Genomic DNA, 25,622 nt, shown 5'->3' on the forward strand with positions numbered 1-25,622 from the left:
GACTCATTAATGAAAAAGAATCCTTATATCACCGAAGATCTAGAATTTTTAGCTGAAACAGCAGAAAAATTTGCCCAGAAATATGTGGCTCCGGGATTTCTAGAGCGTGATCAAAGCCGAGTCTTTGATCGTGATCTGGTGAAAAAGATGGGTGAAATGGGCTTTATTGCACCAGAGCTCCCAGAACAATATGGCGGTCAGGGTATGGGTCGACTGGCAGCAGGAATTATCCATGAAGCCATTGCCAAGGCTGATTTAAGTTTTTCCTATATCAACCTGCTTGCATCGTTAAATGGTCAGATTCTGGCAGAACATGGACAGCCTGAAGTGGTGGAGCCATGGTTAAAAAAACTGACCGCTGGTGAAGCGATTTTCTCAATTGCGCTGACCGAACCGCGTGGTGGTTCAGATGCTGCCAACTTACGTTTAAAGATCGAACGTGATGGCGATGAATATGTCATTAACGGTGAAAAGACTTCGATTTCAGCAGCCGATCAGGCCGATGCTTCAGTGGTCTTCGGTCGCACTGGTTCAAATGAAAGTGGCGCACATGGCGTAACCGCCTTACTGGTGCCAATGAATTTACCGGGCATCAGCACCACACGATTTGACTGTCACGGCCAGCGTGCGATTGGTCGTGGTTCGATCTTCTTTGACAATGTCCGTGTACCGGTAAACCACCGTCTAGGGGATGAAAACAAAGGTTTCGTTCAAGTCATGCAAGGCTTTGATTTCTCGCGTGCCCTGATTGGTTTGCAAGTTTTGGCGGTTGCACGCGTCAGTCTGGATGAGGCTTGGGAATATGCGGCGCAACGCGAAGCCTTTGGTCAGCCACTCACCGCTTTCCAAGGCGTTTCGCATCCACTGGCAGAATATGAAACGCAGGTTGAAGCTGCGCGCTTACTTTGTCTGCAAACCTTATGGCTCAAAGACAATCATCTGCCACATACCTCTGAAGCTGGCATGTGTAAATGGTGGGGACCAAAGCTGGCCTATGATGTGATTCATCAATGCCTGCTGACCTTTGGTCATGCCGGTTATGACCGTGGGGTGATGGAACAGCGCATGCGTGATGTGCTGGGCTTCCAGATTGGTGATGGCACAGCACAGATCATGAAAACAATTATCGCTCGGCATAAGGCAGGACGTAAGGCTGTACCAGCTTAAGAAAAGTACGCCCCAGCCTGAATAAGACTATTATAAAAAATGAGGAGTAAGCGAATGGATTTCGATGCGGTTCTGATCCCGACAAGAAAAGAGGCCATGCTCAAACAGGGACACTGGCTCAATCAAACAATTCTCGATTTTTTACGCAGTGCGGTAGAAAAAAATCCGGACAAAACAGCTTTAGTGAGTTTTAAGGTCGAGAATCAAACTGAACAGACCTTCAGCTACCAGCAGCTTTGGGACATGACCAATAAAATTGCGTTGGGCTTGAAACAGTTGGGCGTCGGGAAAAATGATGTTGTGTCTTGTCAGTTGCCGAACTGGTGGGAATTTACTTTGCTGTATCTGGCTTGTAGTCGTATTGGCGCCGTATTGAATCCACTCATGCCGATATTCCGTGAGCGTGAACTCGAATTCATGCTTAAACATGGTGAATCTAAAGTATTTGTTGTGCCTAAGAATTTCCGCAATTTTAGCCATGAACAGTTGGCCAATCACCTACACAACAAGCTGGACACCCTAAAACACGTAGTTGTAGTGAATGGGGAAGGCGAGAATAATTTTGATCGCCTGTTACTCAATCATGGTCTGGAACAGAATGTTGCAGCCGTTTCTGCACTAGATGGGCTGGAATCTGGCCCCAATGATATTACCCAGCTGATCTTTACCTCGGGCACCACAGGTGAACCCAAAGGCGTGATGCATACGGCCAATACCTTATTTTCCAATATTGTGCCTTATGCCGAGCGACTGCATTTAACCGAAAATGATGTGGTATTAATGGCATCACCGATGGCGCACCAGACCGGTTTTATGTATGGCCTGATGATGCCGATTCAGCTCAATACCAAAGTGGTGTTACAGGATGTCTGGGATGTATCCAAAGCCGTGGATCTGATTCATCAGCATCAGGTGAATTTCACCATGGCTTCAACACCATTCCTGAATGACCTGTCCAATACTGTGGCTGAACAGCATGACAAAGTCGATTCACTGAAAATTTTCCTTTGTGCTGGTGCGCCAATTCCAGGACCACTGGTACAAAAAGCTCGGGAGATTTTAGGGGTCAAAGTGATTTCAGCTTGGGGGATGACCGAATGTGGCGCGGTCACTACTACCTGTCCAGAAGATGACGATGAACGTTCTTTTAATACTGATGGCATCGCCTTGCCGGGTGTAGACGTCAAAATTGTCGATAAAACAGGGAAGACCAAGCCGGTGAATGAGTCTGGCCGCTTGATGATTCGTGCTTGTTCTGGATTCGGTGGCTACCTCAAACGTGCTCATTTAAATGATACCGATGCAGATGGCTGGTTTGATACGGGCGATATTGCCTATCAGGATGAGAAAGGTTATATCCGGATTTGTGGCCGTAAAAAGGATGTAATCATTCGTGGCGGTGAAAATATTCCGGTCGCAGAAATTGAATCACTTTTATATAAACATCCCAATGTGGCGGTGGTCGCTTTAGTGGCTTATGCAGATGAACGGCTAGGTGAGCGTGCCTGTGCGATTATCAAGTTGAAAGATCCTTCACAGTCTTTAAGTTTTAATGATTTGGTCGATTTCCTGAAAACCCATAATCTGGCAGTGCAATATATTCCAGAACGTTTGGAAATTTGGGACGAGATTCCAATGACGCCATCGGGGAAAATCCAGAAATTTAAACTCAGAGAGTTACTGGCCCAGCATATTGCATCAACAGCAGCAGTAGCGAATTAGAATCTCGGCATAAAACGAATAAACCCTGATGTGACATGACATCAGGGTTTTTTACCAGCAAATAAGTAACTGGTCTCCAATGACTTATATCTGGATGAAATTATTTTAATAACTTTAACAGCGCCTCAGCCGTTGCAGCAGAAGATGCTGGATTTTGTCCGGTAATTAACAGGCCATCTTGCTGTACATGCACCTGCCAGTCCTCAGCCTTGGAATACTGTCCGCCTTGTTCTTTCAGCGTATCTTCAACTAAAAATGGCACGATATCAGTCAGGCCAACACCATCTTCTTCAGTGTTACTAAAACCAGTTACCGACTTACCTTCAACGATAGGTCGGCCTTCTGCATTCTTAACATCGCGAAGTACACCCGGTGCATGACAGACGAGTGCCACAGGTTTATTGGCCTGTAGAGTCTGTTCAATTAAGGAAATAGAATTCTGGTCATTTGCCAGATCCCATAACGGTCCATGGCCGCCCGGATAAAAGACCGCATCAAAATCCTGATTTAGTACTTCACTTAATTTATGTGTATTGGCAAGAGCCTGCATGGCCACTTCATCTGCTTCAAAACGTTTGGTCGTTTCGGTTTGCGCATCAGGTTCATTACTTTTTGGATCAAGTGGTGGCTGGCCACCGGCTGGAGAGGCTAACGTTACGTCTGCGCCTGCATCAATAAAAGTGTAATAAGGAGCAGCCAGTTCTTCGAGCCAGAATCCGGTTTTTTTACCCGTTTCGCCAAGTTGATCATGGGAGGTTAATACAATCAGAATTTTCATATTTTTCCTTAAAATTATCTTGAATGACTTGATGAAATAACGAAACAAAGGAAAGAATCTGACTTCCTAACGCTATCAGACTTTTTCGATTGTTTAAAAATAAAAAGAATAGAATCTAGATAGTTGGAATGATGCTAAATCAATAGCATCATTTTCTTTGAATTTTAGACAGTTCAGTCTTTCTTTTTCTTACCACCGCCGTCCTGCTTATTCACAGTCGACCAGGCAATACGTTCTGCTTCGTCTTCAGAACGGCCACGATCTTTTTCACTGTCTTCAATATGCTTAGCTTGCCGTTTTTGCTTTTCGGTATAAGCTGATTTATCACCTCTAGGCATTTTAGAATCCTCATCAGGTAGGGTCTGAAATCACTATAACAAGGGATGATTTTTACGCGGGTAATCATCTGTCAGGATTTGTTTGAATTGTTTTATAGCTTTAAGATGAATTTTATAGATATCCATCAAATTCTTTTTTTTAAAGATGTCTAAACTAAAACGTATTAAATATTTTAGAAGAAAGTAGATAACGGCTAGAAAGACCGCAATCTACTTTCAAACTTTGATTAGCCGTTAATAATACTGCCACCATTTACGTGAATGACCTGACCTGAAATATAGCTGGCTTCTTCACTGGCCAGAAATAAATAGGCAGGAGCGACTTCACTCGGTTGTCCCATACGTCCCATTGGTGTCTGTTTACCAAAATCTTCCAGTTGTTCTTCATCAAAGCTGCTTGGAATGAGTGGTGTCCAGATTGGGCCGGGTGCAACACCATTCACACGAATTCCGGTTTTATTCTTCGCCAGATTGGTAGATAAGCTGCGGGTGAATGAAGTAATTGCGCCTTTGGTGCTCGAATAGTCTATCAACGTGTCATGCCCATGATAGCTGGTGATACTGGTGGTATTGATAATACTGTCACCTGCCTGCATATGCGGAAGCACCGCCTGAGTCAGATGAAACATGGACAGGATATTGACATTGAAGGTTTTGAATAACTGATCTGGAGAAATATCAGTAATACTGTCCTGCGGATATTGCACACCTGCATTATTCACCAGAATATTAATGGTTTTAAATTCCTGAAGGGTTGGTTTGCTCAACCATTTTTTTGATTTCATCAGGATGCTGTAAATCGCATTGAATCAACAGGCAACGGCGTCCTTCTGCTTCAACCATTTTTTTGGTATCAAGCGCATCCCGGTCTTCATCCAGATAGCAAATGGCAATATCAGCACCTTCGCGGGCAAACAATACTGATACAGAGCGACCGATCCCGCTGTCACCACCTGTAATGAGTGCTACTTTGCCTTTTAATTTATCGCTACCTTTATAATTCTCTTTAATGACTTCCGGGGTAGGATCCATTTTGGTCTGATCACCGGGTTGATGAGCTTGGGTTTCAGTTGAAGCTGGAGTTTCAGGATAGTTATTCATATTTTTTCCTTGATTGCTCTTGAGGAAAAAATATATTAGGAGCTTTTAGTTGGGATTAAATTAGACTCAACATTTCATAACAGAACCTCTGCAGGATTTAGCATTTATTCATTTAGCTTAAATTGACACTTTAGAACTGCCTGTTTTAGTTATTTAAAGTCGACTTCTAGAATGAAATATCGGGTTTCTTTTTAAGGAAAAGAGCGATAAGCAGGAATATACCTTCAGTGGATTACAGAAGAGTTAAGTCGATTTAAGAACCAATCTGCAAAATAAAACCAATAACTTATTTACAACCAAATAAATCTAAAATATACAGCTAGATAAGCTACAAGTATTTCTTTACAACTGCGCTTTTAACCAGAATGGAGAAGCACATTGCGCGCTATCCGCTATAAATATATTGTCCTGATTCTTCTACTTCTGCTCGTTGCATTTGGCGTATTTCGCTGGTGGCAAGGGTCACAGGTTATACCTTGGAACCGATGCCGCTGGTGCAATCAGTCGTTGCTACCGGGCAGGTAATTACCGTTTCGCGTGCTCAAGTCGGTAGTGAAGTAACCGGCGTGGTGTTGGAACGTCGGGTCAAGGAAGGCGATCGGGTCAAACCGGGCGATTTGCTGGTTGTACTTAAATCGGATGAACTGGCAGCCCAAGTTCGTCAGGCAGAAGTCGCATTGAATGAACTGACAACCAATCGCCGTCCACAAGCCTCAGCAGAATTAGCTTCAGCAAAAGCTCAGCTGGAACAGGCCAGCCGTGAAGCGACGCGTCGTCGCAATGCCGAAGCAGGCATCCTTTCGGCAGAAGAAATTGAACAGGCTGTAGAGGCGGAAAGGGTAGCACGCAATAATTATGAAACCGTGCGTTTAAAAGCAGCTGCACTGGCACCGGGTCAGGTAGAAGAGGCTTCATTACGTGAGCAGCTTTCGGTGGCACAGGCTCAACTGGCTAAAACCAAAATCCGGGCAACTATTGCTGGAACGGTGCTGACCCGTGATGTTGAGCCTGGTGATCTGGTTCAGCCAGGACGTACCTTATTTACCATTGCAATGGATGGCAATACCGAAATCCGTGTACCACTGGATGAACGTAATCTGTCACGGCTGGCGTTGTCCCAGAAAGCGACTGCAATTGCCGATGCTTACCCGGATAAACCTTTCCCAGCCCGGATTAACTTTATTGCACCGAGTATCGATCCACAACGTGGCACGGTAGAAGTGCGTTTATCGGTTGATCCGGTACCAGATTTTCTGCGTCAGGATATGACGGTATCCGTTAATGTTGAAACAGGTCGCCGTGATCGTACTTTGGCAATTCCGAATGATGCGCTAGGGAAAGTACAGGGCGATCAGGCCACCGTATTACTGGTACGTGATAGCAAAATCCAGCGACAAAAAGTGCAACTGGGTCTGCGTGGACTTGCCATGTCCGAAGTGATTTCCGGTTTAAAAACGGGTGATCAGGTACTGTCTGATGCAACTTCAGCTTTAAAAGATGGCACACGAGTTCGATTTAAGCCCGAAGAAATTAACTATGCCAACCAGAACAATGATGCCAGCAATAAAAATGAATTACCGGTGAAATTCGAGTGAAAAAATTACTAGGGCGTCTCTGGATTGAATGGAAGATCGCAATCAGTTTTTTGCGAGAAGGCCGGATGCAGTCTCTGATGATTACAGTGGGTGTTGCTGTAGGGGTGTCTGTGATTGTTTTTATCTCGGCACTGATACAGGGCTTGCAGTCCAATATTATAGACAGGACTTTGGGGACACAGGCACATATCCGTTTACTGTCTCCCGATGAAGTGAACCAAGTTATACCAGCACCCGCAGGCACTGTGCAGCTGGTTCTGGAAGATAAACGGGCCCAGCGTCTGCGTTCTATCAATAACTGGCAAGAGGTTGTGACGACCTTGGATCAGGTGCCTTTATTGACAGCTGTTTCTCCTGTAGTTTCTGGACCTGCATTTGCACAGCGCGGTGAAGCTCAGGAATCGGTTGCGCTGGTGGGCATGGATCCAGAACGTTATCAGAAAATAATTCCACTTAAAGAATATATGATCAGTGGGCAGTTACGTGTCGGCGCGGATGATGTACTCATTGGCAGTCAGCTGGCTAAAGATCTGGGTGTACAGGTGGGTAGCAAGCTACGATTAGATACCGGTCAGGATAACAGTACTGTCGTAAATATTGCCGGGATTTTTGAACTCGGAGTACGTGAACTGGATTCGCGCTATGTCTATATGGATTTAAAACAGGCGCAGTCCTTACTCAGCCTGCCAGGTGGGATCACTGTAATCGACCTGACGGTAGAAGATATTTTTGAAGCAGAAAATATTGCAACGCAGGTCGGGCGTTTGACTTCCTTACAGGCAGAAAGCTGGATTAAAACCAATGGTCAGTTAATGAATGCCATCTCAGCACAAAGCCTTTCAACCAATATGATTATTGTCTTTGTGGCCATCTCCGTCGCTTTTGGTATCGCCAGCGTCTTGTCAGTTAGTGTCGTACAACGGACTCGTGAAATTGGCATCTTAAGGGCAACAGGGGCTACACAAAGACAAATCCTGCGCGTTTTCCTGTTTCAAGGCGCAATTTTTGGCTTGTTGGGGTCTATTATCGGCAGTGCAGTCAGTTATTTACTGGTCTGGATCTTTAATGAATTTGGCCCAGGTTTGTTCTATATCCCAATTTCAATCAATCTGCTATTGCTGGCTTTATTGCTGGCCACATTGACTGGTGTAGTGGCAGCGGCTATACCATCCCGTCGTGCTGCGGCACTGGATCCTGTGGAGGCAATTCGTCATGTCTGATTTATCGAATGAGGTTCTGCGGCTGGAAGCACTACGTAAATCCTATAATATTGGTCAGCCCAATGAGGTTGAAGTTCTGCATGGCATTGATTTGTGTATTGAACGTAATGACTTTGCAGCACTGATTGGCCCTTCAGGCTCAGGTAAAAGTACGCTGTTGAATATTCTGGGTCTATTGGACCAGCCGACTAGCGGTGAACTGTATCTGCTTGGTCAACCCGCCAGCCGTATGGATGACGCTGCACGTACCGCATTACGCGGCAGCAGCATTGGTTTTGTATTTCAGTTTCACCATCTGATTCAAGCTTTTAATGCATTAGACAATGTCCTAATGCCGTTAATGATGGCACATGGCAAGCCAGATCAAAAAGCTCTAGATCGTGCCCATGAACTGCTGGCTGCAGTCGGACTGGAAAAATATGCACATCGAAAACCGAATGAGCTTTCCGGTGGACAACAGCAGCGTGTTGCAATCGCTCGAGCACTCATTACAGAACCCGCCTTGTTACTGGCTGATGAACCGACCGGGAACCTGGATACCCAGACCGCATCTGAAGTTTTTGAACTGTTCCGTAAAGTAAATAAGGAACAGGGCTGTGCCATTTTGCTGGTGACTCATGATCCGCGCTTGTCTGTTAGTTGTGATCGCACCATCAAGTTAGTTGACGGCCTGATTCAAAGTGATACCAGAACAGCTCCAGCAGATATTCCTGAAAATACTTAATCTTTAAATATTTTAATAGTTGTATTCTGCAATTATGGATAAATGAAGAGTTTTCTTATCACTTAAGCCTTGCAATAAAGCTGATATAAGGTTTGCATCAGGGTGAGTAATTTGGGGTCGGAAAGCTGATAGAAAATCTGCTTGCCTTCCCGACGCGTGCTGACCATTTCGGCTTTTCGCAGTACGGTAAGTTGTTGCGAGAGTGTAGGTTGGTGAATATCAGTTTGTAGCTCAATCTGTTGCACATTCATTTCACTATCGACTAGTACACATAGAATTTTCAGACGGTCAGAATTCGACAACACTTTTAAGCGTTCGCTCACCACATGAGCCTGAGAAAAATCAATACGTGTCTGAGATTCATCTGCTGTCATATAAAAAACCTGTATTAGTCACGCAATATTCAAAAACTGTCTTGATTAATATTTTTAATTATATATTATAAAATTATATATTGTAAGTGGGATATGCTCATGCATGACTTTTTGGCAGCGTTTCTCGGTGGATTACTGCTTGGTCTTTCAGTGGTCGGCTATCTGTATGTCAATGGCCACATTGCGGGCGTGAGTGGGTTGGTTGGGCAGGTACTCAATCGAAAGACGATTTTCAAAACTCCTGCGGTCTGGTTTTTAGCAGGACTATTTATAGTTCCATTTATCTATGGCGTTTTGTTTCAGCCAGAAATTGAGCTGAATGCCAGCCCATGGTTGATGGTCATTGCCGGTTTGCTGGTCGGTTTTGGTACACGTTTAGGTTCAGGTTGTACCAGTGGGCATGGCATCTGTGGGATTAGCCGTCTGTCAAATCGCTCCTTTGTTGCGACCGGGTCTTTTATGCTGGCGGGATTTATCACGGTTTATGTGGTTCGTCATCTGGTTGGAGCTATCTAAATGAAAAATCTATTCGCTTTTCTATTTGGTGGCCTGTTTTCAGTCGGCTTGATGCTCTCAGGTATGTCTAATCCTGAAAAAGTTCTGGATTTTCTGGATCTGTTTGGGGATTGGGATGCGAGCCTTGCCTTTGTCATGATGGGGGCAATTCTGGTGGCTTTTATTCCTTTCCAGAAAGCTAAACATAATCCAAATCCGACCACTTTATTTAATGAACCCATTGATTTACCAAAGAATCAAAAGATTGACCCTAAACTGCTGTCGGGTAGTTTATTATTTGGTATCGGTTGGGGAATTGCAGGCATTTGTCCGGCACCCAGTTTTACCCTGATTGGTTTGGGACATTATCAAGCCTTGTATTTTATTGCAGCTATGCTGCTTGGGGTCTGGATTCACCGTAAATGGGCAGGAGTATAAATATGACACAGCAGCCAAACGTCAAAGCATTTTTTGATAAAAATACCAATACTTTTAGTTATGTAGTGAGCGATCCTCAAACTGCCCGATGTGCCATTATTGATAGCGTGCTGGATTACGATGCTGCGTCTGCCACCACATCGACCGAGCATGCCGATCAGATGATTGCCTATGTAAAATCACAAGGTTTGACCGTGGAATGGATTCTGGAAACTCATGTACATGCTGATCATCTGACAGCTGCCCCATATCTAAAACAGCAATTAGGTGGCAAGATTGCAATCAGTAAGAAAATTGCGCTGGTGCAGGAAACGTTTGCCGAAATTTATCATCTAGACATGAAACAGATTAATGCGCATCAGCCTTTTGACTATCTGTTTGAAGATGGTGAGCATTTCAAAATTGGCGAACTGGAAGTTTATAATATTCCTACACCAGGCCATACACCTGCCTGTTTAAGCTATGTGATTGGTGACGCCGTCTTTGTAGGAGATACACTGTTTATGCCAGACTATGGCACGGCTCGTTGTGATTTTCCAAATGGCAGTGCACCGGTTTTATATGACTCTGTTCAAAAGCTGTTTCAGCTCCCGGAAAGTACCCGAGTATTTCTGTGTCATGACTATTTGCCAGAGTCACGTCATGAATATCAATGTGAAACGACGATCCATCAGCAAAAACAGCAAAACGTTCATATCCGTGAAGGGATTAGCAAATCTGAATTTGTACAGATGCGTCAGCAGCGTGATGCAGGTCTAAGTATGCCTAAACTGATTTTGCCTGCCATCCAGATCAATATGAATGGAGGACAGTTTCCAATGCCAGAAAACAATGGTGTGTCTTATTTGAAGCTGCCGCTAAATTATTTTAAGAAGTGATCAATTTATCAAGAACGAAATATTAATCTTTAAATTAAGCGCTTATAAAGTTTGCGAATTTTAATATTCCACCCTATGCTATTTGGGTTAACTCATTTTTATATTTTCAGGGTGCATCGTGCTCAGACAGTTCTTTAAACAGATCTGGTTTGTGATGCTTATGGTCTTCGCCGTAGGCTGGAGCAGCATGTCTGTTGCTTCATCAAAAACGATGCATCTGGAAACGTCAGCCAAGCAGATGAGTTCCCATTGTCAGGAAATGGCAGAAATAGAGAAGTTACATAGCCAGCATCAAACTATGCATGGTTCTGCTCATGATATGAGTCAGGACATGGATTGCCACTCCGACTTAAATGACCATAAAGATGACTGTCCAGAGTGTATTTATAGCTCTTGCCATAACTTGAGTAGCTGGATCGATGTGGAAATCTCGAAGTTAAATCTCCCTGTGATTCATGCCTTAGAAACCACTTTTATCTCTAATTATCAAGCCAAGCACCTTGCCGGATATTGGCAGGAAATACTGCGCCCACCTAAAGCTTAATCCTCGTTATTAATATTCCAAAAAAAATCAAGGATTAAGTTATGTCGATTAAAATTAGTCAAAGCCTGTTATTGGGCTTAAGTTTAGTGATTTCGTCTTCATTATTGGCTGCTGTAAAAGAATATCAGCTGGTTATTGAAGAAGGACCTGTTAATCTCACCGGTAAAACCGTACAGCGTATTACAGTGAATGGAAAATTTCCTGCACCTTTACTGGAATTTGAGGAAGGTGATGAAGCTGTTATTCGCGTCAAAAACAAGCTAAAGAATAAAGAAAGCTCTCTGCATTGGCATGGTTTATTGCTACCCGGTTTGATGGACGGCGTCCCCGGTTTTAACGGGTTTCAGGGCATTGCACCTGATCAGGAATTTGTCTATCGCTTTAAAATTCGTCAGAGTGGAACCTACTGGTATCATGCCCATTCCAAGGGGCAGGAACAGGACGGCCTTTACGGCGCCTTTGTAATCTATCCCAAGAACCCGGTGGAAGTTCCTGCACATGAGCAGACCGAGCGTGATTATGTGGTCATGCTTTCAGAATTTCATGAGCAGTCCGGCCAGCAGATCATGAATAATTTAAAAAAATCTGCCGAGTATTATCAAAATCAGCGTGAAACTCTGAGCGATGTTTTTCAGCAAATCAAACGGGAAGGGCTTAAAGCCACCTGGAATGATCGCAAAATGTGGAATCAGATGCGCATGCTGAAAACTGATCTGTCTGATGTAACCGGCTATACCTTTCTGGTGAATGGAAAAACGCCTGAACAGAACTGGATGGGACAGTTTAAACCGAATGAAAAAGTGCGACTGCGTTTTATCAATGCCTCTGCCATGTCATTCTTCGATGTGCGTATTCCACAGTTAAAAATGACAGTCGTCAGTGCAGACGGGCAGCCTATCAAACCTGTAGTTGTCGATGAATTCCGCATTGGTGCCGCAGAAACCTATGATGTGATTGTGGAACCCACTGCGGAACATTATCAGATTGAAGCTGAATCGATTGACCGTTCCGGTTTTGCGATTGGTAGCCTACAGAATGAGTTAAAACCAGTTCATCATGCCATACACAAACCTATATCCCGCCCTCGTGCCTTATTGACCATGGAAGATATGGGACATGGCAATATGCAGGGTGAAGCACACGAGCAGATGAATCATCAGAATCATGCTAGTCATGACATAAATGTTAAAAGGGATACTGAACATTCAATGATAGGGCATAAGCAGCATGCATCGGCCAAAGTGATCGAGCAAGGAGAGGGCAATCATACTGAGCATTCAGATACTCCATCCGCTATAGATCATGTGAATCACACAAATATGACCGGGCATATGCAACATAAAAAAGATGCCAAAACTTCTACGCAGCCACTAGTTTACGGCTGGGCCAATGCCTCTACACTGGTAGGGCATAAAGCTTTGCAATATAGCGATCTTAAATCTTTGACTCCGCAAAAAGATATTCGCGACGCAGAAAGTGAATTGGTGATTCGTTTAGGCGGCACCATGGAACGGTATATCTGGACCATGAACGGCAAGAAATTTAATGAAGCAGAGCCGCTCAAAGTGAAATTTGGGGAACGGATCAGGCTGAAATTTATCAATGACAGTATGATGGCGCATCCGATGCATTTACATGGCATGTTCATGCAGCTCGAAAATGGCCAGTCTGCAATAGATTTGCCGAATAAACATACAGTGATTGTCCCACCTGGAAAAACCGTTACGACTTTGCTGACTGCAGATGAACTAGGTGAATGGGCGATTCATTGTCATCTGCTGTATCACATGACTGCCGGCATGATGAATAAACTGATTGTAGCGAATGTTCAGGAAAATAACGTTTCAACTCAGGATACTGTGCAGGAAAATCATTCCAATCATCACATGCCAAAACTAGCAGAAAAACAAGGAGATGCTCATGCGCACCATTAATCTTTGTTTGAAGCCGGTTTTGGCTAGTGTATTGGCGTTGGGAAATATGGCTGTTTTGGCCGAAGATATATCTCAACAGCATGCTGATCATTCGATGCATCATCAACAATCACTCCAATCTTCAGAGCATCATTTAACTTCAGTATCACTGGAAGTTACTGAAAATTTAATTCCAGATTCAGCTTCAACCTATTCCATTGAACATGATCATCGCAAGGAACATGGAGGGCAAATTTATACGTGGGTCAAACTGGACAATAAATGGATCAAAAATTCAGAAGGTGAGGGAGGCTTACAGTCCGAGAATGAGCTTCGGATTGGCACCGATGAAAATAAACTGTTCATTAAACTCAAAGCTGACAAGCAGGAATCCAGAGCAACAGAATATGCAGTCCAAGCTCTGTATAGCCGGAATATTTCAGATTTCTGGGATGCTCAGGCGGGTCTTCGCTACCATCAGGAAAATTTGGGGCAGCCTAATACTGGGCAAGATATTGAACATGTAGATGCAGTGTTTGGATTCCATGGACTGGCGCCGTATTTCTTTGAAACCAATACACATCTGTATCTTGGTGAAGATGATTTTATCGGGCTTGAGCTAGAAACAGAACGTGATCTGCTACTCACACAAAAACTGATTTTGCAGCCTTATTTTGAAGTTGACCTCATTCTAAAGGATAAGGCAGTCAATGCCAAAAAGACTGGAATAAGTCATGCGGCATTCGGTCTGGAAACTCGTTATGAAATCAATAAAAAGATCATGCCTTACCTTAATATTGCTTATGAATATTCCAAGGGCAACGAGAAAACTTCATGGCAGGACGCATCTGATTCTGAACAGGGCGGGCGTTATGGAATCGGTTTAAGAGTGATGTTCTAAACAGATATCTATATAAGCAATATTTATGAGGCGGAAAAATCATTTTCTCGCCTCATCTATGCTTAGCTAGATCTTATTTTTCACAGACTTTCATAAGACTGTAATCATGCTTTTGTTTGTTTTAAATTATTCATCTTCAGAATAAATATAAATACGATTGGACTTATAAAAACCCAAAGTGCCATAAAGCTAATACTACTACTGAATTGAGTTCGTAAAAGCAACAATACCAACAGTAAAAGACTGCTTGAGATCAATTTAACGATGACCGGATAACTCACCAGAAAAGAATATCGAGATTGTCTGGTTTTTAAAATCTGTTTTTCACTCACTGCATAAAAACCAAAACAGGCCATCCAGATCAGTCCTACTATTGCCATCCATATCATGAAGAAGACTCCTGCTGTGCAGTTTTAAGCTTGGCCTGAATTTTATGAACAGCTTTTTGCTGGATAGGTGTAATTTTCTGATGTAGGAAGTAAGCGAGAAGTGCCAAGATCCAGAGCATCAGATCGATACGCAAAAACAGCCAATAGTTCGCAAAAGAATCCAGATAATGCTGGGACCACAAATAATACAGGTCGATGAGTGGAAGCATAAAAGCGGCACAGATGAGAATTTTAAGCTGCGTTTTCCATAAGTGCTGTTGTGGCGTTAAACAGGCCAAGATCAAACTGCTCAGCCAAATACTAAAGAAGATATAGATTTCATAATTTGTGGTGCCTACAGGAATGGGAATCAAACGGTTTGCATAAAGATAAGCCAGCATGGCAATAGGTAAACCAATTATCATGGTGATATTCAGACGATTCACCAGATAATGTCCAAAGTGAAAACGATCCGATTTTTTCTGCATCTGCCGTTTCAGGCTCCAGAGTAATAATCCGGAAGCGATCATGGCACAGCCTAATATGCCTGAGAAAAATAGGGCAAAACGTAAAACAGGTTCGGCAAAACGTGCCATATGCAAACCATATACTCCAGCATTCAGGGTAGCAATTGCACTGTCATTACGGGTGTTTTCAAGCAATTTGCCTGTCGTCGCATTGAATACGAGTTGTGCCTGATTGCGGGTAATAGAATGATCTTTCAATTCGGTTAAGGTAATCTTTGCCAGCTGGGTATTCGGCTGCTTCACGGTAATATTTTCAAATTCTGATTTTCCCCAGTGCTGCTGCGCCGTAGTGATAAAATGTTGAATCGGTAACATCTCCGTTTTAATGGGCACAGCAGAGGGAGCAAGCACATTTTTGGTTCGGATTTCTTCAAAATATTGAAATGGATTTTCTGGATATAGCTGCTTCATGCCAGAAGGCAAAACAATATAAAAGAAAATAGCCAGTCCAGTAAAAGTCATAGTTAAAAAGAACGGTAGTGCAATGACGGAACTGACATTATGAAAATCCAGATAGGAACGTTGTCCTTTAAAAGCTCTCAGGGTAAAGAAGTCAGTCAGAATTTTTTTATGGGTAATGATTCCGGAAATCAGGGTCATTAACATGATGAATGCAGCAATGGTTACAATCAGACGACCAATGGTATAAGGTACGCCATATAGCTGAAAATGAAAGTTATAGAAAAAATCTCCGCCCTGTGTAGCCGAAAGCGTTAATTCCTTACCTGTCATAGCATCCAAGGTTTTAAGTTGATAAGCACCCTCTGCAGTTTGCCAATAAATTTTATTAACCGGTAAATCCTGATTCGCTACCCCGATATACCAGTTCTGTGCATCAGGTGCATGTTGCTGTAAATAGCTATAAGCAGTTTTTAAAGCAATTTCCTGGTTAACCTGCATCGTGGCAAATTGTGGCTGCATCCACATTGTAATTTCATGGCGATAATAAGTGACCGCACCTGTTAAAAAGATCGCGAAGAGGAGCCAGCCAAAACTTAAACCTAGCCATGAATGTAGCCATGCCATAGATTGACGGACAGATTTATGCATGGTTTAACCTATGAAGCGGGAAATGACAAATAAAACAATGAGAGGAATCAAGCTATAGACTGAAAGTGTTTTAAGACTTTGGATACAGAAGATTCCAATCACAAAACAGACATAAAAAATCAGGGCAATAAAGGCAGCCAGATAAACCGATTCAGCTTTAGGTAAACTCGCCTGTAAAAAATAGGCCAGATCGAGAGCAATCAGATAACTACATAAATAACCAATACCAAAGCTCATGCTTAATCGATACAGGATAGCAAGGGGCTGAAAGGTAGAAATCATGGAAAGGCCTTTATATGAATCTGTATAAATAAATATTGAGGCAACTTAATGCACGAAGCTTAAAGTAGTGACCAGGTACTGTTTCTTATACACTTGCTGATTCAATTTTCCTTTCTTGTCTACTTCTTGACTCACCTCTAGTACATATTGACCCTTCCATGGTGTAGCAATATTAATTTGGCCATGCTTGTTGGTCGTATAGTTTTTAAGCCAGTGCTGTGGGGAATAGACAGTCACTTTGACATCCGCAGCGGGTTTACCCTGATACATGACTGTAAAAGTATTACTGTTCGGTTGAACCGGTACGATATCCAGCTCTGAGTCTGCTTTTAGGTTTTGTCTGCCGGATTTCGCGTGATAGCTGAGTAAGGATTCCCCATAGATCAGTTCATGATGGAGCTCTACATCTGCTTGATCTTTTGTAGAGTAGACCAGATGATCCTGGTGTAGTTGGGGACTAAATTGTTTTTTAGTCTGAATCGCTTTTGCTTGGCTGAATGACTTTAAGGCACCTTCTTGAGTCTCTTTGAGCTGTTCACTATATTCACCAAAGAATGCATGTGTTTTTGCATCTGAAGCACGTTCTAGCCAAAGCATATGGGCCTGAGTAGAAAGGGTCATTGACAGTCCAATTGTCAAAGTAATGATTTTTTTCATGAATTCTGCCTGATTATTGTTTGCATATAAGAAAATGAGCTCCGAATATTCTTTCAAAGCTCAAGCGAAAAATTAATATTTGAATTTTACGGCCACACTGTAATTTGCCGGTGCACCATAGAAGCCTTGCTGATTCGGGAAATTAAATAAGTATTTTTCATTGGTCAGATTATTCCCGTTGGCCTGCAAAGTAATGTGATCATTGAGTTCATAACTGGCCATCAGATTCACAAGCGCATATGCATCCTGTTTGATAATGCCTGCTTGTTGGGTAACAACACCCTTTGTAGCAGCTTCAGGAACTTCTAGATAAGTTTTATCCTGCCATTGCACACCAAGGCCCAGTTTCAGTTTTGGAATCTGTGGCACCTGATAGGTGGTCAGAAGATTAAAAGACTGATTAGGATTAAAGGTACGGGCATCACCACCGTTGATCAGATCTTTAAGACTAAACTGAGTATAGCCAAAGCTTAGATTTAAATGATCCGTTAACTGACCAGCCAAACCAAATTCATAACCTTGTGAACGTAGATCACTCACCTGGGTTTTACGTAAAGTCGGGATACCGTCAGAATCTCGTAACGGATAATTGCTTTGCTCTGTTCTGAATACGGCCATGCTGGCGGTGAGCTTATCATCTAGCCAGGAACTTTTAATCCCAGCTTCATAACTTTCACCTTCAACCGGTTTATTAATACTGCCATCCAGAGCTTTGGTTGTTTGTGGACGGAAAATTGAGGTATAGCTTAGATAACCTGTATATTCAGGACTAAATTCATAAGTCAGGCCTGCATAAGGTAATAGCTTATTCTCATCATAAATCGTGTCTGTTCCATAACTACTGCCTGTACTTTCAGCCTGAACATAGTTGGCACCTAAAAGCAGTTTCAGATCATCATTCAGATGCAGTCGGGTCGCAGCATAAAGGCTCTGGTTCTTCTGCCGGATATGCATTTCACCACTGGTTTTCGACATATCCCAGCTTGGTTCTTCGGGTGTAAAGCTGGCTAAATCTGTGGTCAGCGGATTGACAAAGCTGCCAGCATAACCCAATTCATCCAGACGATTTTTGGCCCAGACATAGCCCAATGAGGCTTCATGGCGTTGTCCCCAAAGCGGATAGGTGCCGCTAAAACTCAGGCTGGCTTGTTGTTCTTTATTGTCATCAATATACATACCTGGATATAAGAAAATACCTGAAGTACCGTCAGTACCAGGTTTACCGGACAGGAATAAAAGTTTTGAATCCCGGTCAGTCTGTTTTTCCTCATAACTAAGTTTAGCTTTCCAATCAGCACCAAGTTGTTGTTCGATCTCGGCAAAATAGTTTTTAATATTACTGTCCCAGTAGGCCCAGTCCGGACTGTAATTATAATTTCTTGAATAGCTTAACTGTTCACCTTCAGTATTGATTAAAGGATTGGAACCCCAATTGACACCATTGGGATTATGATTCGTTTCGGTATAACCAGCAGTTATTAAGGTCGAATCAGTCAGGTCAGCCTCAACAACTGCACCAATGCCATTTTTTTCGAGTTCATAGTGATCCAGATAACTATCACCTGTCTGCTGATAGCCAAATACTCGGCCTCTGATTTTTCCATCCTGTGTCAGGGGAGAGGAAACATCCGCTTCATAACGTTGGGTATTCCATGAACCATAACTGGTGTTAAACGCGGCTTGAAGCTCCTGAGTAGGGCGTTTTCGAATCATATTAATGGTAGCGCCCGGATCGCCAATACCATTATTTAAGGCATTTGCACCTTTAACGATCTCTATACGGTCAAATAAAAAGCTGTCTGGATTGTCATTATTGTAGTTATAGCCTTCAAGCGGAATCCCAACGCCGTCTACCAATAGGTTTGAGATTTCAAAACCACGTGATAGATAGGAAGTTCGTTCGGTCTCCTGGTTACTTACAATGATCCCCGGTGAGTTGCGGAGTACATCACGGGTATTATCCAGTGCAAAGTCATCTAATTGTTGACGCGTCACTACATTCACTGTTTGTGGCGTTTCCTTAAGAGGAATATTTAGTTTAGAAGCTGTTGCAGAATTTTGAATAATATAGCTTTTAGTCTGTTCAGAGCTTTCTGTTGTTTGTGCTGCATCAGTGACTATCGTGATGGTAGGAAGTTGCTGACTATTTTCTGCAAAACTTTGCTGTGTCATCAATATGGCAAAACTGAGCAAAGATAGCTTGAAAGTTGGATGATTGGTATAAAACATTTTAATGAATGTAAATGATAATAATTATCGCTAATGTTATTTATTAGATATTTTTAAATCAATCTAAATACAATAGGAAATTTAAATTAAAAATTACTCATTGATAGAGGAATACTTTGCAGTTAAAGCAGATTAAAAGAAGAAGGGGTTAAGATTTTGCTTAAAATAAAAACGATTTATTTTAGTAAAATAATATGTAAATTATTGACTTCATATTAATTTTTTAAATTTATAAAGTATATTCGCTAAATTTTTTTCATGTAGAGAATGAGATTAATGCTCAAATATAAAAAGAAAAATGAAATAAAAAAAAGCCATCACATTGATGGCTTTTTATAAATGATATTGATCAATAAGTTTTATAAGGCAAGAACTTGCCAGACAATACGACATTGACACGGTCGCCATTCGGATTTTCTTCGCGTTGAATATCCATACTAAAATCAATCGCGCTCATTATACCGTCACCAAATTCTTCATGAATCAGTTCTTTAATGGTAGAACCATATACATTCACCACTTCATACCAACGATAAATTAAAGGATCGGTCGGTACGCTGGTTGGCAGGGAACCTTTATATGGCACGATCTGTAGCCATGCAACGGCTTCATCACTTAAGCCAAAAATCTGACCAATCTTTTCTGCTTGCTCTTTATTAAACGCCATCTGACCTAAACATGCAGCGGTTACCCATTCTTTAGAAAGACCAATCTCTTTGGCAACATCTGACCACTTAATTGACTTTAAAACTTTCGCTGAAATGATCATGTCAGTTACTTGTTGACGATGGGTAATCATAATCCTCTCCAAATTATTCTCAAATGAATGTATGCAGAACGGATAAAGCAGATATCATGCCAACCGCATTTTTGAATTCATACTAAATAAAAAATGAATATTTAAGCGATTGTTAATTATTTGTGGCACAGCTTTTGCATCTGTTTCGATATACATGGCAACGACGCCATTCATCATTACCTGTTCTAATATTCAAGGCAACGGCGCCTAAGGTCTTCAGTGATCTTAGGCGTCTTTTTTTCGAAAAACAGGTCCGTATATTGAAAAAGAGGACGACAACATGGCATATCTTGCTCCTGCGGAGTTTGCAAAAAAAGTAGTAGATGCGGGTGAATCCAAGCTTCATATGGCAACCCGTGATGTTTTGATTCGTGCCTTTATGGCAGGTGCGATTCTGGCCTTGGCAGCCGTATTTGCAATTACGATTGCAGTGCAAACTGGTGTGCCACTGATTGGCGCATTACTGTTTCCTGTCGGCTTCTGCATGTTGTATTTATTGGGCTATGACTTGCTAACTGGGGTATTTGTATTGACACCGCTGGCATGGCTGGATAAACGTCCTGGCGTAACTTGGGCACGCATTTTAAAAAACTGGGGACTGGTATTTTTAGGTAACTTTACTGGGTGTTTAGTCGTTGCAGTACTGATGGCCGTTGTTTATACCATGGGCTTTGCGACTGATCCGAATCCAGTCGGTGAAAAGATTTCTCATATTGGTGAAGACCGTACCTTAGGTTATGCGGCTTATGGTTTCTCAGGTTGGATGACTATTTTTATTCGCGGCATGCTGTGTAACTGGATGGTGTCTTTAGGTGTGATTGGCGCAATGATGTCTACTACAGTGAGTGGGAAATTCATCGCAATGTGGATGCCAGTGATGCTGTTCTTTGCCATGGGCTTTGAACACTCAGTAGTAAACATGTTCCTGTTCCCATTTGCCATGATGATGGGTGGTGACTTCTCGATTGCAGATTATTTTCTGTGGAATGAATTACCGGTTGCTTTAGGTAATCTGGTCGGTGGTTTAGCCTTAACAGGTCTGGCACTTTACACCACACATGTACGTACTGGCGCGAAAAAAGAATTCTAATAATGAATCATTTTTAAAGGGATCAATATGATCCCTTTTTTGAGTTTTCAATATGAAAAAAACATTAAAAGTCGCTATTGGACAATATTCTACGGCTGGTATTAAAGATCAGAATCAGGATTTTTATGGCATCTTTTTACCAGAAGGTCATGTACTGAAGCAAAAAGGTATAGCTTGTGCGATTGCCGACGGGATCGGTAGTAGCAATGTTAGTCACATTGCCGCAGAAACAGCCGTTAGCAGTTTTCTCTCTGATTATTATTCGACTTCGGATGCCTGGAGCACTCAGACTTCAGCAGCACGGGTGATTCGTGCCACTAATTCATGGTTATATGCACAAACCCAACAAAGTCAGGGACGTTTCGATAAAGATCGGGGCTATGTCTGTACCTTATCCGCACTTATTTTAAAGCAGCATCAGGCGCATATTTTTCACGTCGGTGATAGTCGTATTTATCGAATCAGGAACGGTGAAATTGAATTATTAACCCATGATCATCGTGTCTGTCTATCTTCGACAGAACATTATCTCAGTCGTGCCTTAGGCGTGGATTATCGTATTGAAATTGATTATCAAAGCCTTGAACTAAAAGAAAAAGATGTCTTTCTACTCATGACTGATGGGGTTTATGAATTTGTTACAGACCAACAATTATTAGATTTCACTTTGGTTGCAGATCACTTAAATCAGCTTGCCAAATTCTTGGTTGAACAGGCTTTAAAACAGGGCAGTAATGATAATTTAAGTCTTCAAGTGCTCCGTATTGATCAGTTGCCTGAACCAGATCAGTTTTATATGCACCAGGATTATGTGTTTCCACCGCAGCTCAGCAAAGATGAAGTATTCGAAGGCTATGTTATTGATAAAATCCTGCACCAAAATCACCGCAGTTGCCTGTATTTGGCACATGATCATGATCGGCAAACGCTAGTGATTAAAACTCTGGCAGTAGATTTACAGCAAGATGAACAGGCTGTTGAACAGTTTCAACTTGAAGACTGGGTTTCAAAGCGTCTTAAACATGAGAATTTGCTGCAATGTTATCCGCATCAATCAGAGAAAAAATATTTATTCCAAAGTTATGAATATTTGCAGGGAGAAACCTTAGATTGCTGGCTACATCAACAGAAAAAGCCTTTGCAACTGGAAGATATTCTCCCTATTTTGCAGCAAACGGCATTGGCCTTAAATGCAATGCACCGACTGGAAATGTTGCATCAGGATATACGTCCGGAAAATATCATGGTCTTAAACGTCGATAATACACTTAAAGTCAAACTGATTGATTATGGTTCAACTGCTGTACGAGGTTTAGTTGAAATTAATCCTAAACATGCAAATCGGCCACTTGGTACCTTGGCATTTATGGCGCCTGAATATTTCATTGAACATTCACCATCCGTTCAGTCTGATCAATTTTCTTTGGCGGCAATGGCTTATTATTTACTAACTAAACAGCTTCCTTATGGTACAGATTTGGCTCGTTGTAAAACGCTGAAGCAGCTTAAGAAAGTTCAATATCATGCCATCCAGAAATATCGGCCAGATTTACCACTCTGGTTAGACCGGATTCTAAAAAAGGCACTGAATATTGAGTCAATGTATCGTTATGAGGCATTGACTGAATTGATTCATGATCTGGAACATCCATCTAAAGAATTATTAAAATCCAAAGCTCCTACCTTCATTGAACGTGATCCTTTACGCTTTTGGCAAATCAGTAGTGCTGTATTAGGACTTTTACTTTTATTAAGTATTGCATGGCCATTTATTTAAGAAGGTCGGAGTGAATATAAGTAAAAAATTAGACCGTGTTCTATGCTTTGGGCAGCTTGTGTCACTAGTAAATTTATGGCAATCAATCCATAACCAGAAACTACAAGAACTATATCATTACGATTTCAATCACCTTTTAAAATGGGAGAGATAAAAACAAAAAGCAGGGAAATACCATGGTGGCTCAATTTCTCCTATCAGCCTTAAGTACCGTAATCATATTGGCATTTACCGGCTGTACAGTTTCATCCAAAACACCTGTAACAGATAGTTATGGCTCCCAGCCGTCTTTACCTGAACCAAAATCAAGACTGTTTCCGGTCGTCAACATTGCCCCTGCAAAAGGTTGGCCTGAAGGCCTCATGCCGACGCCAGCACCGGGTTTAAAGGTGCAAGCATTTGCACAGGGCCTTCAACATCCGCGCTGGTTATATGTATTGCCGAATGGAGATGTACTGGTGGCTGAAACCGATGCTCCGGCTAAGCCCGAAGACAGTAAAGGGATTAAAGGCAAAATCATGAAAATGGTGATGAGAAGAGCAGGATCATCCTATCCAAGCGCCAACCGTATTAGCCTGCTACGTGACAGTAATCAAGACGGCGTTGCTGATCAGAAAACGGTATTTCTGCAAAATTTAAACTCGCCGTTTGGAATGACTTTGGTAGGTAATGTGCTTTATGTCGCAAATACCGATGCTTTAGTGCGATTCTCTTATCAGCCAGGTATGACCCAGATCAAGGAAAAAGGCACTAAAGTATTGGACTTACCCGCTGGCCCCTTAAATCATCACTGGACAAAAAATGTTATTGCCAATCCTGCAGGGACGAAGCTCTACATTACGGTAGGTTCCAATAGTAATGTGGCGGAAAATGGCATAGCTCAAGAAGAAGGGCGCGCCCTGATCATGGAGTTTGATTTTTCTACAGGTCAAGCCCGGCCGTTTGCTACAGGCCTGCGTAATCCCAATGGCATGGGCTGGCAGCCTCAGAGTGGAGCTTTATGGACCGTAGTGAATGAGCGTGATGAGCTGGGTAATGATCTGGTTCCTGATTATATGACTTCGGTTAAAGATGGTGCTTTTTATGGCTGGCCTTATAGTTATTATGGCCAGCATGTAGATTCCCGGGTAAAACCGCAAAAGCCTGAACTGGTTGCACAGGCAATTAAGCCAGATTATGCCATAGGAAATCATACTGCATCACTGGGGCTGACATTTTATAAAGCCAATTTAATGCCGCAATATCGTGATGGAGCATTCATTGGTCAGCATGGTTCCTGGAACAGAAAACCTCATAGTGGCTATAAAGTTATTTTCGTACCATTTCAAAATGGTCAACCTTCTGGTCAGCCTCAAGATGTTCTGACCGGATTTTTAAGCAAAAATGGAGATGCATTTGGCCGACCTGTGGGTGTAGCTACAGATGCTCAAGGCGCAATATTGGTTGCTGATGATGTAGGGAACGTGATTTGGCGAGTATCACCGAATCAATAAATAAGTAGATGCTAATAAAATAAAAGCCTTATAGTCTCTCCCAAAACTATAAGGCTTAGCGGCTGTAGTCTCTACTTTTATCACTTACCATCCCAGTAAGTTCGCTGTCTTTCGACTTTATTATCGTTGTAATGCGATTATTATCAGCTTTCCTTGCTGACTCTTTATGTGAAACATAATGTCAAAAATTGAGGAATCAAGATATAGAGTATTTGCTCCAATCTATGTAAGCCAAAACTTACAAAAAATAATATATTTATACAAAAGTTAACATTATGTGAATATTCTTATATTTTACAAAGGTTTTTGAAGATAAAAATCATTCAATTGTAGTGTATAAATAACTACTTTCCAGTTATAAACAGCATTAAAATTAAAAGATATGATTTAAGAATCATCTTTTGCTTCAGGTTTGGAAGACAGGATTCCATATTATAGAAGATATTTATGAACACTTTAACGAAGGTAATTGATGGATCTGATTTCTCTGCCATATATGTGGTCGGGGATCTGCATGGGTGTTATAGCTTGCTCATGCAAGAATTAGAGAAAGTTCATTTTAATTTTGAGAAAGATCTACTGATTTGTACCGGAGATCTGGTCGATCGTGGTAATGAAAATTTGGAATGCGTTTCATTGCTAAGTCAGCCCTGGTTTTATTGTGTTCGCGGCAATCATGAGGAAATATGTATCAAAGGCCGTGACGATGCATGGATTCAAGATATGCATGCACAGAATGGCGGTGAGTGGTTCTATCTTTTATCAACCGAAAAACAGGATGAACTCAGTGAAATTTTTTCGGCACTTCCTTTGGCCATTGAACTAAACCTAAAACATAAAAAGATTGGCATTTTGCACGCAGATATTGCGCTTAATGACTGGAATATATTTAAAAAGAAAATTGCAAAAGGTGAAAGTAGAATTCCTGGCCTAACTTCAGCATATACCAATGCACTTTGGGGTAGAGGGAGAATTCGCAATCATTCTTATCGCTATGGAACCGTTAAAAATATCGATGAGATCTATCTGGGTCATACGATTGTGAAGGAACATACTCAAATTAATAATTGCCACTATATCGATGTTGGCTCTTCTTATACGCAGAAGTTGTGTGTCGTTAAAATAAAAAATGCAAACTAAGTGCTATTGCTAAGAACCAACT

General features: G+C 42.0%; 23 protein-coding genes and 2 pseudogenes. 15 read left to right on the forward strand and 10 right to left on the reverse strand.

Annotated features, from left to right (window positions below):
- Positions 1-9 precede the first annotated feature (9 nt).
- Both aliB and aliA read left to right on the forward strand, forming a co-directional pair.
- Entirely contained in the window at positions 10-1,167 is a 1,158-nt protein-coding gene (gene aliB / locus AC4MCC_RS07560) for a cyclohexanecarboxyl-CoA dehydrogenase (protein ID WP_034706207.1), read from the forward strand.
- 54 nt (positions 1,168-1,221) lie between these two features.
- A complete protein-coding gene (aliA, locus tag AC4MCC_RS07565; protein WP_491885063.1) occupies positions 1,222-2,889 on the forward strand; it encodes a cyclohexanecarboxylate-CoA ligase in 1,668 nt (555 codons plus the stop codon).
- A gap of 100 nt (positions 2,890-2,989) precedes the next feature.
- On the opposite strand, the gene AC4MCC_RS07570 is transcribed toward aliA, so the two are convergent.
- The 3 genes and pseudogenes from AC4MCC_RS07570 to AC4MCC_RS07580 all read right to left on the reverse strand — a co-directional run bounded on the left by AC4MCC_RS07570 (position 2,990) and on the right by AC4MCC_RS07580 (position 5,106).
- Positions 2,990-3,667, reverse strand: a complete 678-nt coding sequence (locus tag AC4MCC_RS07570) for a type 1 glutamine amidotransferase domain-containing protein (protein ID WP_491885064.1) — start codon at positions 3,665-3,667, stop codon at positions 2,990-2,992.
- 173 nt (positions 3,668-3,840) lie between these two features.
- Entirely contained in the window at positions 3,841-4,005 is a 165-nt protein-coding gene (locus AC4MCC_RS07575) for a hypothetical protein (protein ID WP_180013705.1), read from the reverse strand.
- A 227-nt stretch (positions 4,006-4,232) separates the two neighbouring features.
- Positions 4,233-5,106 (reverse strand): annotated as a pseudogene (locus tag AC4MCC_RS07580) (SDR family oxidoreductase).
- Between the two features lie 378 nt (positions 5,107-5,484).
- On the opposite strand from AC4MCC_RS07580, the pseudogene AC4MCC_RS07585 reads away from it, so the two are divergent.
- The 3 genes and pseudogenes from AC4MCC_RS07585 (at position 5,485) to AC4MCC_RS07595 (ending at position 8,645) form a co-directional block, all read left to right on the forward strand.
- Positions 5,485-6,701 (forward strand): annotated as a pseudogene (locus AC4MCC_RS07585) (efflux RND transporter periplasmic adaptor subunit).
- Complete coding sequence (locus AC4MCC_RS07590; protein ID WP_491885065.1) at positions 6,698-7,921, forward strand: ABC transporter permease; 1,224 nt, start codon at positions 6,698-6,700, stop codon at positions 7,919-7,921. The pseudogene AC4MCC_RS07585 and the gene AC4MCC_RS07590 overlap by 4 nt, the downstream one beginning before the upstream one ends.
- A complete protein-coding gene (locus tag AC4MCC_RS07595; protein ID WP_491885066.1) occupies positions 7,914-8,645 on the forward strand; it encodes an ABC transporter ATP-binding protein in 732 nt (243 codons plus the stop codon). The genes AC4MCC_RS07590 and AC4MCC_RS07595 overlap by 8 nt, the downstream gene beginning before the upstream one ends.
- Before the next feature lie 62 nt (positions 8,646-8,707).
- On the opposite strand, the gene AC4MCC_RS07600 is transcribed toward AC4MCC_RS07595, so the two are convergent.
- Positions 8,708-9,019 (reverse strand): ArsR/SmtB family transcription factor, encoded by a 312-nt coding sequence (locus AC4MCC_RS07600; RefSeq protein ID WP_005235664.1) that lies wholly within the window; start codon positions 9,017-9,019, stop codon positions 8,708-8,710.
- Between the two features lie 99 nt (positions 9,020-9,118).
- Here AC4MCC_RS07600 and AC4MCC_RS07605 point away from each other — a divergent pair, with 99 nt between their 5' ends.
- The 6 genes from AC4MCC_RS07605 (at position 9,119) to AC4MCC_RS07630 (ending at position 14,188) form a co-directional block, all read left to right on the forward strand.
- A complete protein-coding gene (locus AC4MCC_RS07605; RefSeq protein WP_491885067.1) occupies positions 9,119-9,535 on the forward strand; it encodes a YeeE/YedE family protein in 417 nt (138 codons plus the stop codon).
- Positions 9,536-9,952: a DUF6691 family protein gene (locus AC4MCC_RS07610; RefSeq protein ID WP_419364280.1), complete on the forward strand. Its 417-nt coding sequence runs from the start codon at positions 9,536-9,538 to the stop codon at positions 9,950-9,952.
- A gap of 2 nt (positions 9,953-9,954) precedes the next feature.
- Complete coding sequence (locus AC4MCC_RS07615) at positions 9,955-10,830, forward strand: MBL fold metallo-hydrolase (protein WP_491885068.1); 876 nt, start codon at positions 9,955-9,957, stop codon at positions 10,828-10,830.
- Positions 10,831-10,948: 118 nt separating this feature from the next.
- Positions 10,949-11,374, forward strand: a complete 426-nt coding sequence (locus AC4MCC_RS07620) for a hypothetical protein (RefSeq protein WP_491885069.1) — start codon at positions 10,949-10,951, stop codon at positions 11,372-11,374.
- 41 nt (positions 11,375-11,415) lie between these two features.
- Positions 11,416-13,308, forward strand: a complete 1,893-nt coding sequence (locus AC4MCC_RS07625; protein ID WP_491885070.1) for a copper resistance system multicopper oxidase — start codon at positions 11,416-11,418, stop codon at positions 13,306-13,308.
- Positions 13,295-14,188 carry a copper resistance protein B gene (locus AC4MCC_RS07630; protein WP_491885071.1) on the forward strand — a complete coding sequence of 298 codons (894 nt, stop codon included), beginning with the start codon at positions 13,295-13,297 and terminating at the stop codon, positions 14,186-14,188. The genes AC4MCC_RS07625 and AC4MCC_RS07630 overlap by 14 nt, the downstream gene beginning before the upstream one ends.
- 104 nt (positions 14,189-14,292) lie before the next feature.
- Here AC4MCC_RS07630 and AC4MCC_RS07635 read toward each other — a convergent pair whose 3' ends face one another.
- The 6 genes from AC4MCC_RS07635 to cynS form a co-directional block, all read right to left on the reverse strand.
- Positions 14,293-14,577 (reverse strand): hypothetical protein, encoded by a 285-nt coding sequence (locus tag AC4MCC_RS07635; RefSeq protein WP_491880919.1) that lies wholly within the window; start codon positions 14,575-14,577, stop codon positions 14,293-14,295.
- Entirely contained in the window at positions 14,574-16,133 is a 1,560-nt protein-coding gene (locus AC4MCC_RS07640) for a PepSY-associated TM helix domain-containing protein (RefSeq protein WP_491885072.1), read from the reverse strand. Before AC4MCC_RS07640 ends, AC4MCC_RS07635 begins: the two co-directional genes overlap by 4 nt.
- Before the next feature lie 3 nt (positions 16,134-16,136).
- Complete coding sequence (locus tag AC4MCC_RS07645; RefSeq protein WP_034170888.1) at positions 16,137-16,415, reverse strand: hypothetical protein; 279 nt, start codon at positions 16,413-16,415, stop codon at positions 16,137-16,139.
- 45 nt (positions 16,416-16,460) lie between these two features.
- On the reverse strand, positions 16,461-17,072 hold the full coding sequence (locus AC4MCC_RS07650; protein ID WP_491885073.1) for a DUF4198 domain-containing protein: 612 nt from the start codon (positions 17,070-17,072) through the stop codon (positions 16,461-16,463).
- Positions 17,073-17,144: 72 nt separating this feature from the next.
- On the reverse strand, positions 17,145-19,301 hold the full coding sequence (locus AC4MCC_RS07655) for a TonB-dependent siderophore receptor (protein WP_491885074.1): 2,157 nt from the start codon (positions 19,299-19,301) through the stop codon (positions 17,145-17,147).
- Between the two features lie 349 nt (positions 19,302-19,650).
- Positions 19,651-20,100, reverse strand: coding sequence for a cyanase (gene cynS, locus AC4MCC_RS07660; RefSeq protein ID WP_004785763.1), 450 nt, complete (start codon positions 20,098-20,100; stop codon positions 19,651-19,653).
- A 280-nt stretch (positions 20,101-20,380) separates the two neighbouring features.
- On the opposite strand from cynS, the gene AC4MCC_RS07665 reads away from it, so the two are divergent.
- From AC4MCC_RS07665 to AC4MCC_RS07680, 4 genes are all read left to right on the forward strand, one after another.
- Positions 20,381-21,190, forward strand: a complete 810-nt coding sequence (locus AC4MCC_RS07665; RefSeq protein WP_004785766.1) for a formate/nitrite transporter family protein — start codon at positions 20,381-20,383, stop codon at positions 21,188-21,190.
- A gap of 52 nt (positions 21,191-21,242) precedes the next feature.
- Positions 21,243-22,967 carry a bifunctional protein-serine/threonine kinase/phosphatase gene (locus AC4MCC_RS07670; RefSeq protein WP_491885075.1) on the forward strand — a complete coding sequence of 575 codons (1,725 nt, stop codon included), beginning with the start codon at positions 21,243-21,245 and terminating at the stop codon, positions 22,965-22,967.
- Between the two features lie 176 nt (positions 22,968-23,143).
- On the forward strand, positions 23,144-24,460 hold the full coding sequence (locus AC4MCC_RS07675) for a PQQ-dependent sugar dehydrogenase (protein ID WP_491885076.1): 1,317 nt from the start codon (positions 23,144-23,146) through the stop codon (positions 24,458-24,460).
- Positions 24,461-24,907: 447 nt separating this feature from the next.
- Positions 24,908-25,600 carry a metallophosphoesterase gene (locus AC4MCC_RS07680; RefSeq protein WP_491885077.1) on the forward strand — a complete coding sequence of 231 codons (693 nt, stop codon included), beginning with the start codon at positions 24,908-24,910 and terminating at the stop codon, positions 25,598-25,600.
- Positions 25,601-25,622: the final 22 nt, after the last annotated feature.

Source organism: Acinetobacter sp. CAU_H_56 (assembly GCF_058599425.1).

Excerpts from the sequence above, each read along its gene's own strand:
- aliB (WP_034706207.1), top strand. The coding sequence starts at position 10 with ATGAAAAAGAATCCTTATATCACCGAAGATCTAGAATTTTTAGCTGAA.
- aliA (WP_491885063.1), top strand. The coding sequence starts at position 1,222 with ATGGATTTCGATGCGGTTCTGATCCCGACAAGAAAAGAGGCCATGCTC.
- AC4MCC_RS07570 (WP_491885064.1), bottom strand. The coding sequence starts at position 3,667 with ATGAAAATTCTGATTGTATTAACCTCCCATGATCAACTTGGCGAAACG.
- AC4MCC_RS07575 (WP_180013705.1), bottom strand. The coding sequence starts at position 4,005 with ATGCCTAGAGGTGATAAATCAGCTTATACCGAAAAGCAAAAACGGCAA.
- AC4MCC_RS07595 (WP_491885066.1), top strand. The coding sequence starts at position 7,914 with ATGTCTGATTTATCGAATGAGGTTCTGCGGCTGGAAGCACTACGTAAA.
- AC4MCC_RS07600 (WP_005235664.1), bottom strand. The coding sequence starts at position 9,019 with ATGACAGCAGATGAATCTCAGACACGTATTGATTTTTCTCAGGCTCAT.
- AC4MCC_RS07605 (WP_491885067.1), top strand. The coding sequence starts at position 9,119 with ATGCATGACTTTTTGGCAGCGTTTCTCGGTGGATTACTGCTTGGTCTT.
- AC4MCC_RS07610 (WP_419364280.1), top strand. The coding sequence starts at position 9,536 with ATGAAAAATCTATTCGCTTTTCTATTTGGTGGCCTGTTTTCAGTCGGC.
- AC4MCC_RS07615 (WP_491885068.1), top strand. The coding sequence starts at position 9,955 with ATGACACAGCAGCCAAACGTCAAAGCATTTTTTGATAAAAATACCAAT.
- AC4MCC_RS07625 (WP_491885070.1), top strand. The coding sequence starts at position 11,416 with ATGTCGATTAAAATTAGTCAAAGCCTGTTATTGGGCTTAAGTTTAGTG.
- AC4MCC_RS07630 (WP_491885071.1), top strand. The coding sequence starts at position 13,295 with ATGCGCACCATTAATCTTTGTTTGAAGCCGGTTTTGGCTAGTGTATTG.
- AC4MCC_RS07635 (WP_491880919.1), bottom strand. The coding sequence starts at position 14,577 with ATGATATGGATGGCAATAGTAGGACTGATCTGGATGGCCTGTTTTGGT.
- AC4MCC_RS07640 (WP_491885072.1), bottom strand. The coding sequence starts at position 16,133 with ATGCATAAATCTGTCCGTCAATCTATGGCATGGCTACATTCATGGCTA.
- AC4MCC_RS07645 (WP_034170888.1), bottom strand. The coding sequence starts at position 16,415 with ATGATTTCTACCTTTCAGCCCCTTGCTATCCTGTATCGATTAAGCATG.
- AC4MCC_RS07650 (WP_491885073.1), bottom strand. The coding sequence starts at position 17,072 with ATGAAAAAAATCATTACTTTGACAATTGGACTGTCAATGACCCTTTCT.
- AC4MCC_RS07655 (WP_491885074.1), bottom strand. The coding sequence starts at position 19,301 with ATGTTTTATACCAATCATCCAACTTTCAAGCTATCTTTGCTCAGTTTT.
- cynS (WP_004785763.1), bottom strand. The coding sequence starts at position 20,100 with ATGATTACCCATCGTCAACAAGTAACTGACATGATCATTTCAGCGAAA.
- AC4MCC_RS07665 (WP_004785766.1), top strand. The coding sequence starts at position 20,381 with ATGGCATATCTTGCTCCTGCGGAGTTTGCAAAAAAAGTAGTAGATGCG.
- AC4MCC_RS07670 (WP_491885075.1), top strand. The coding sequence starts at position 21,243 with ATGAAAAAAACATTAAAAGTCGCTATTGGACAATATTCTACGGCTGGT.
- AC4MCC_RS07675 (WP_491885076.1), top strand. The coding sequence starts at position 23,144 with ATGGTGGCTCAATTTCTCCTATCAGCCTTAAGTACCGTAATCATATTG.
- AC4MCC_RS07680 (WP_491885077.1), top strand. The coding sequence starts at position 24,908 with ATGAACACTTTAACGAAGGTAATTGATGGATCTGATTTCTCTGCCATA.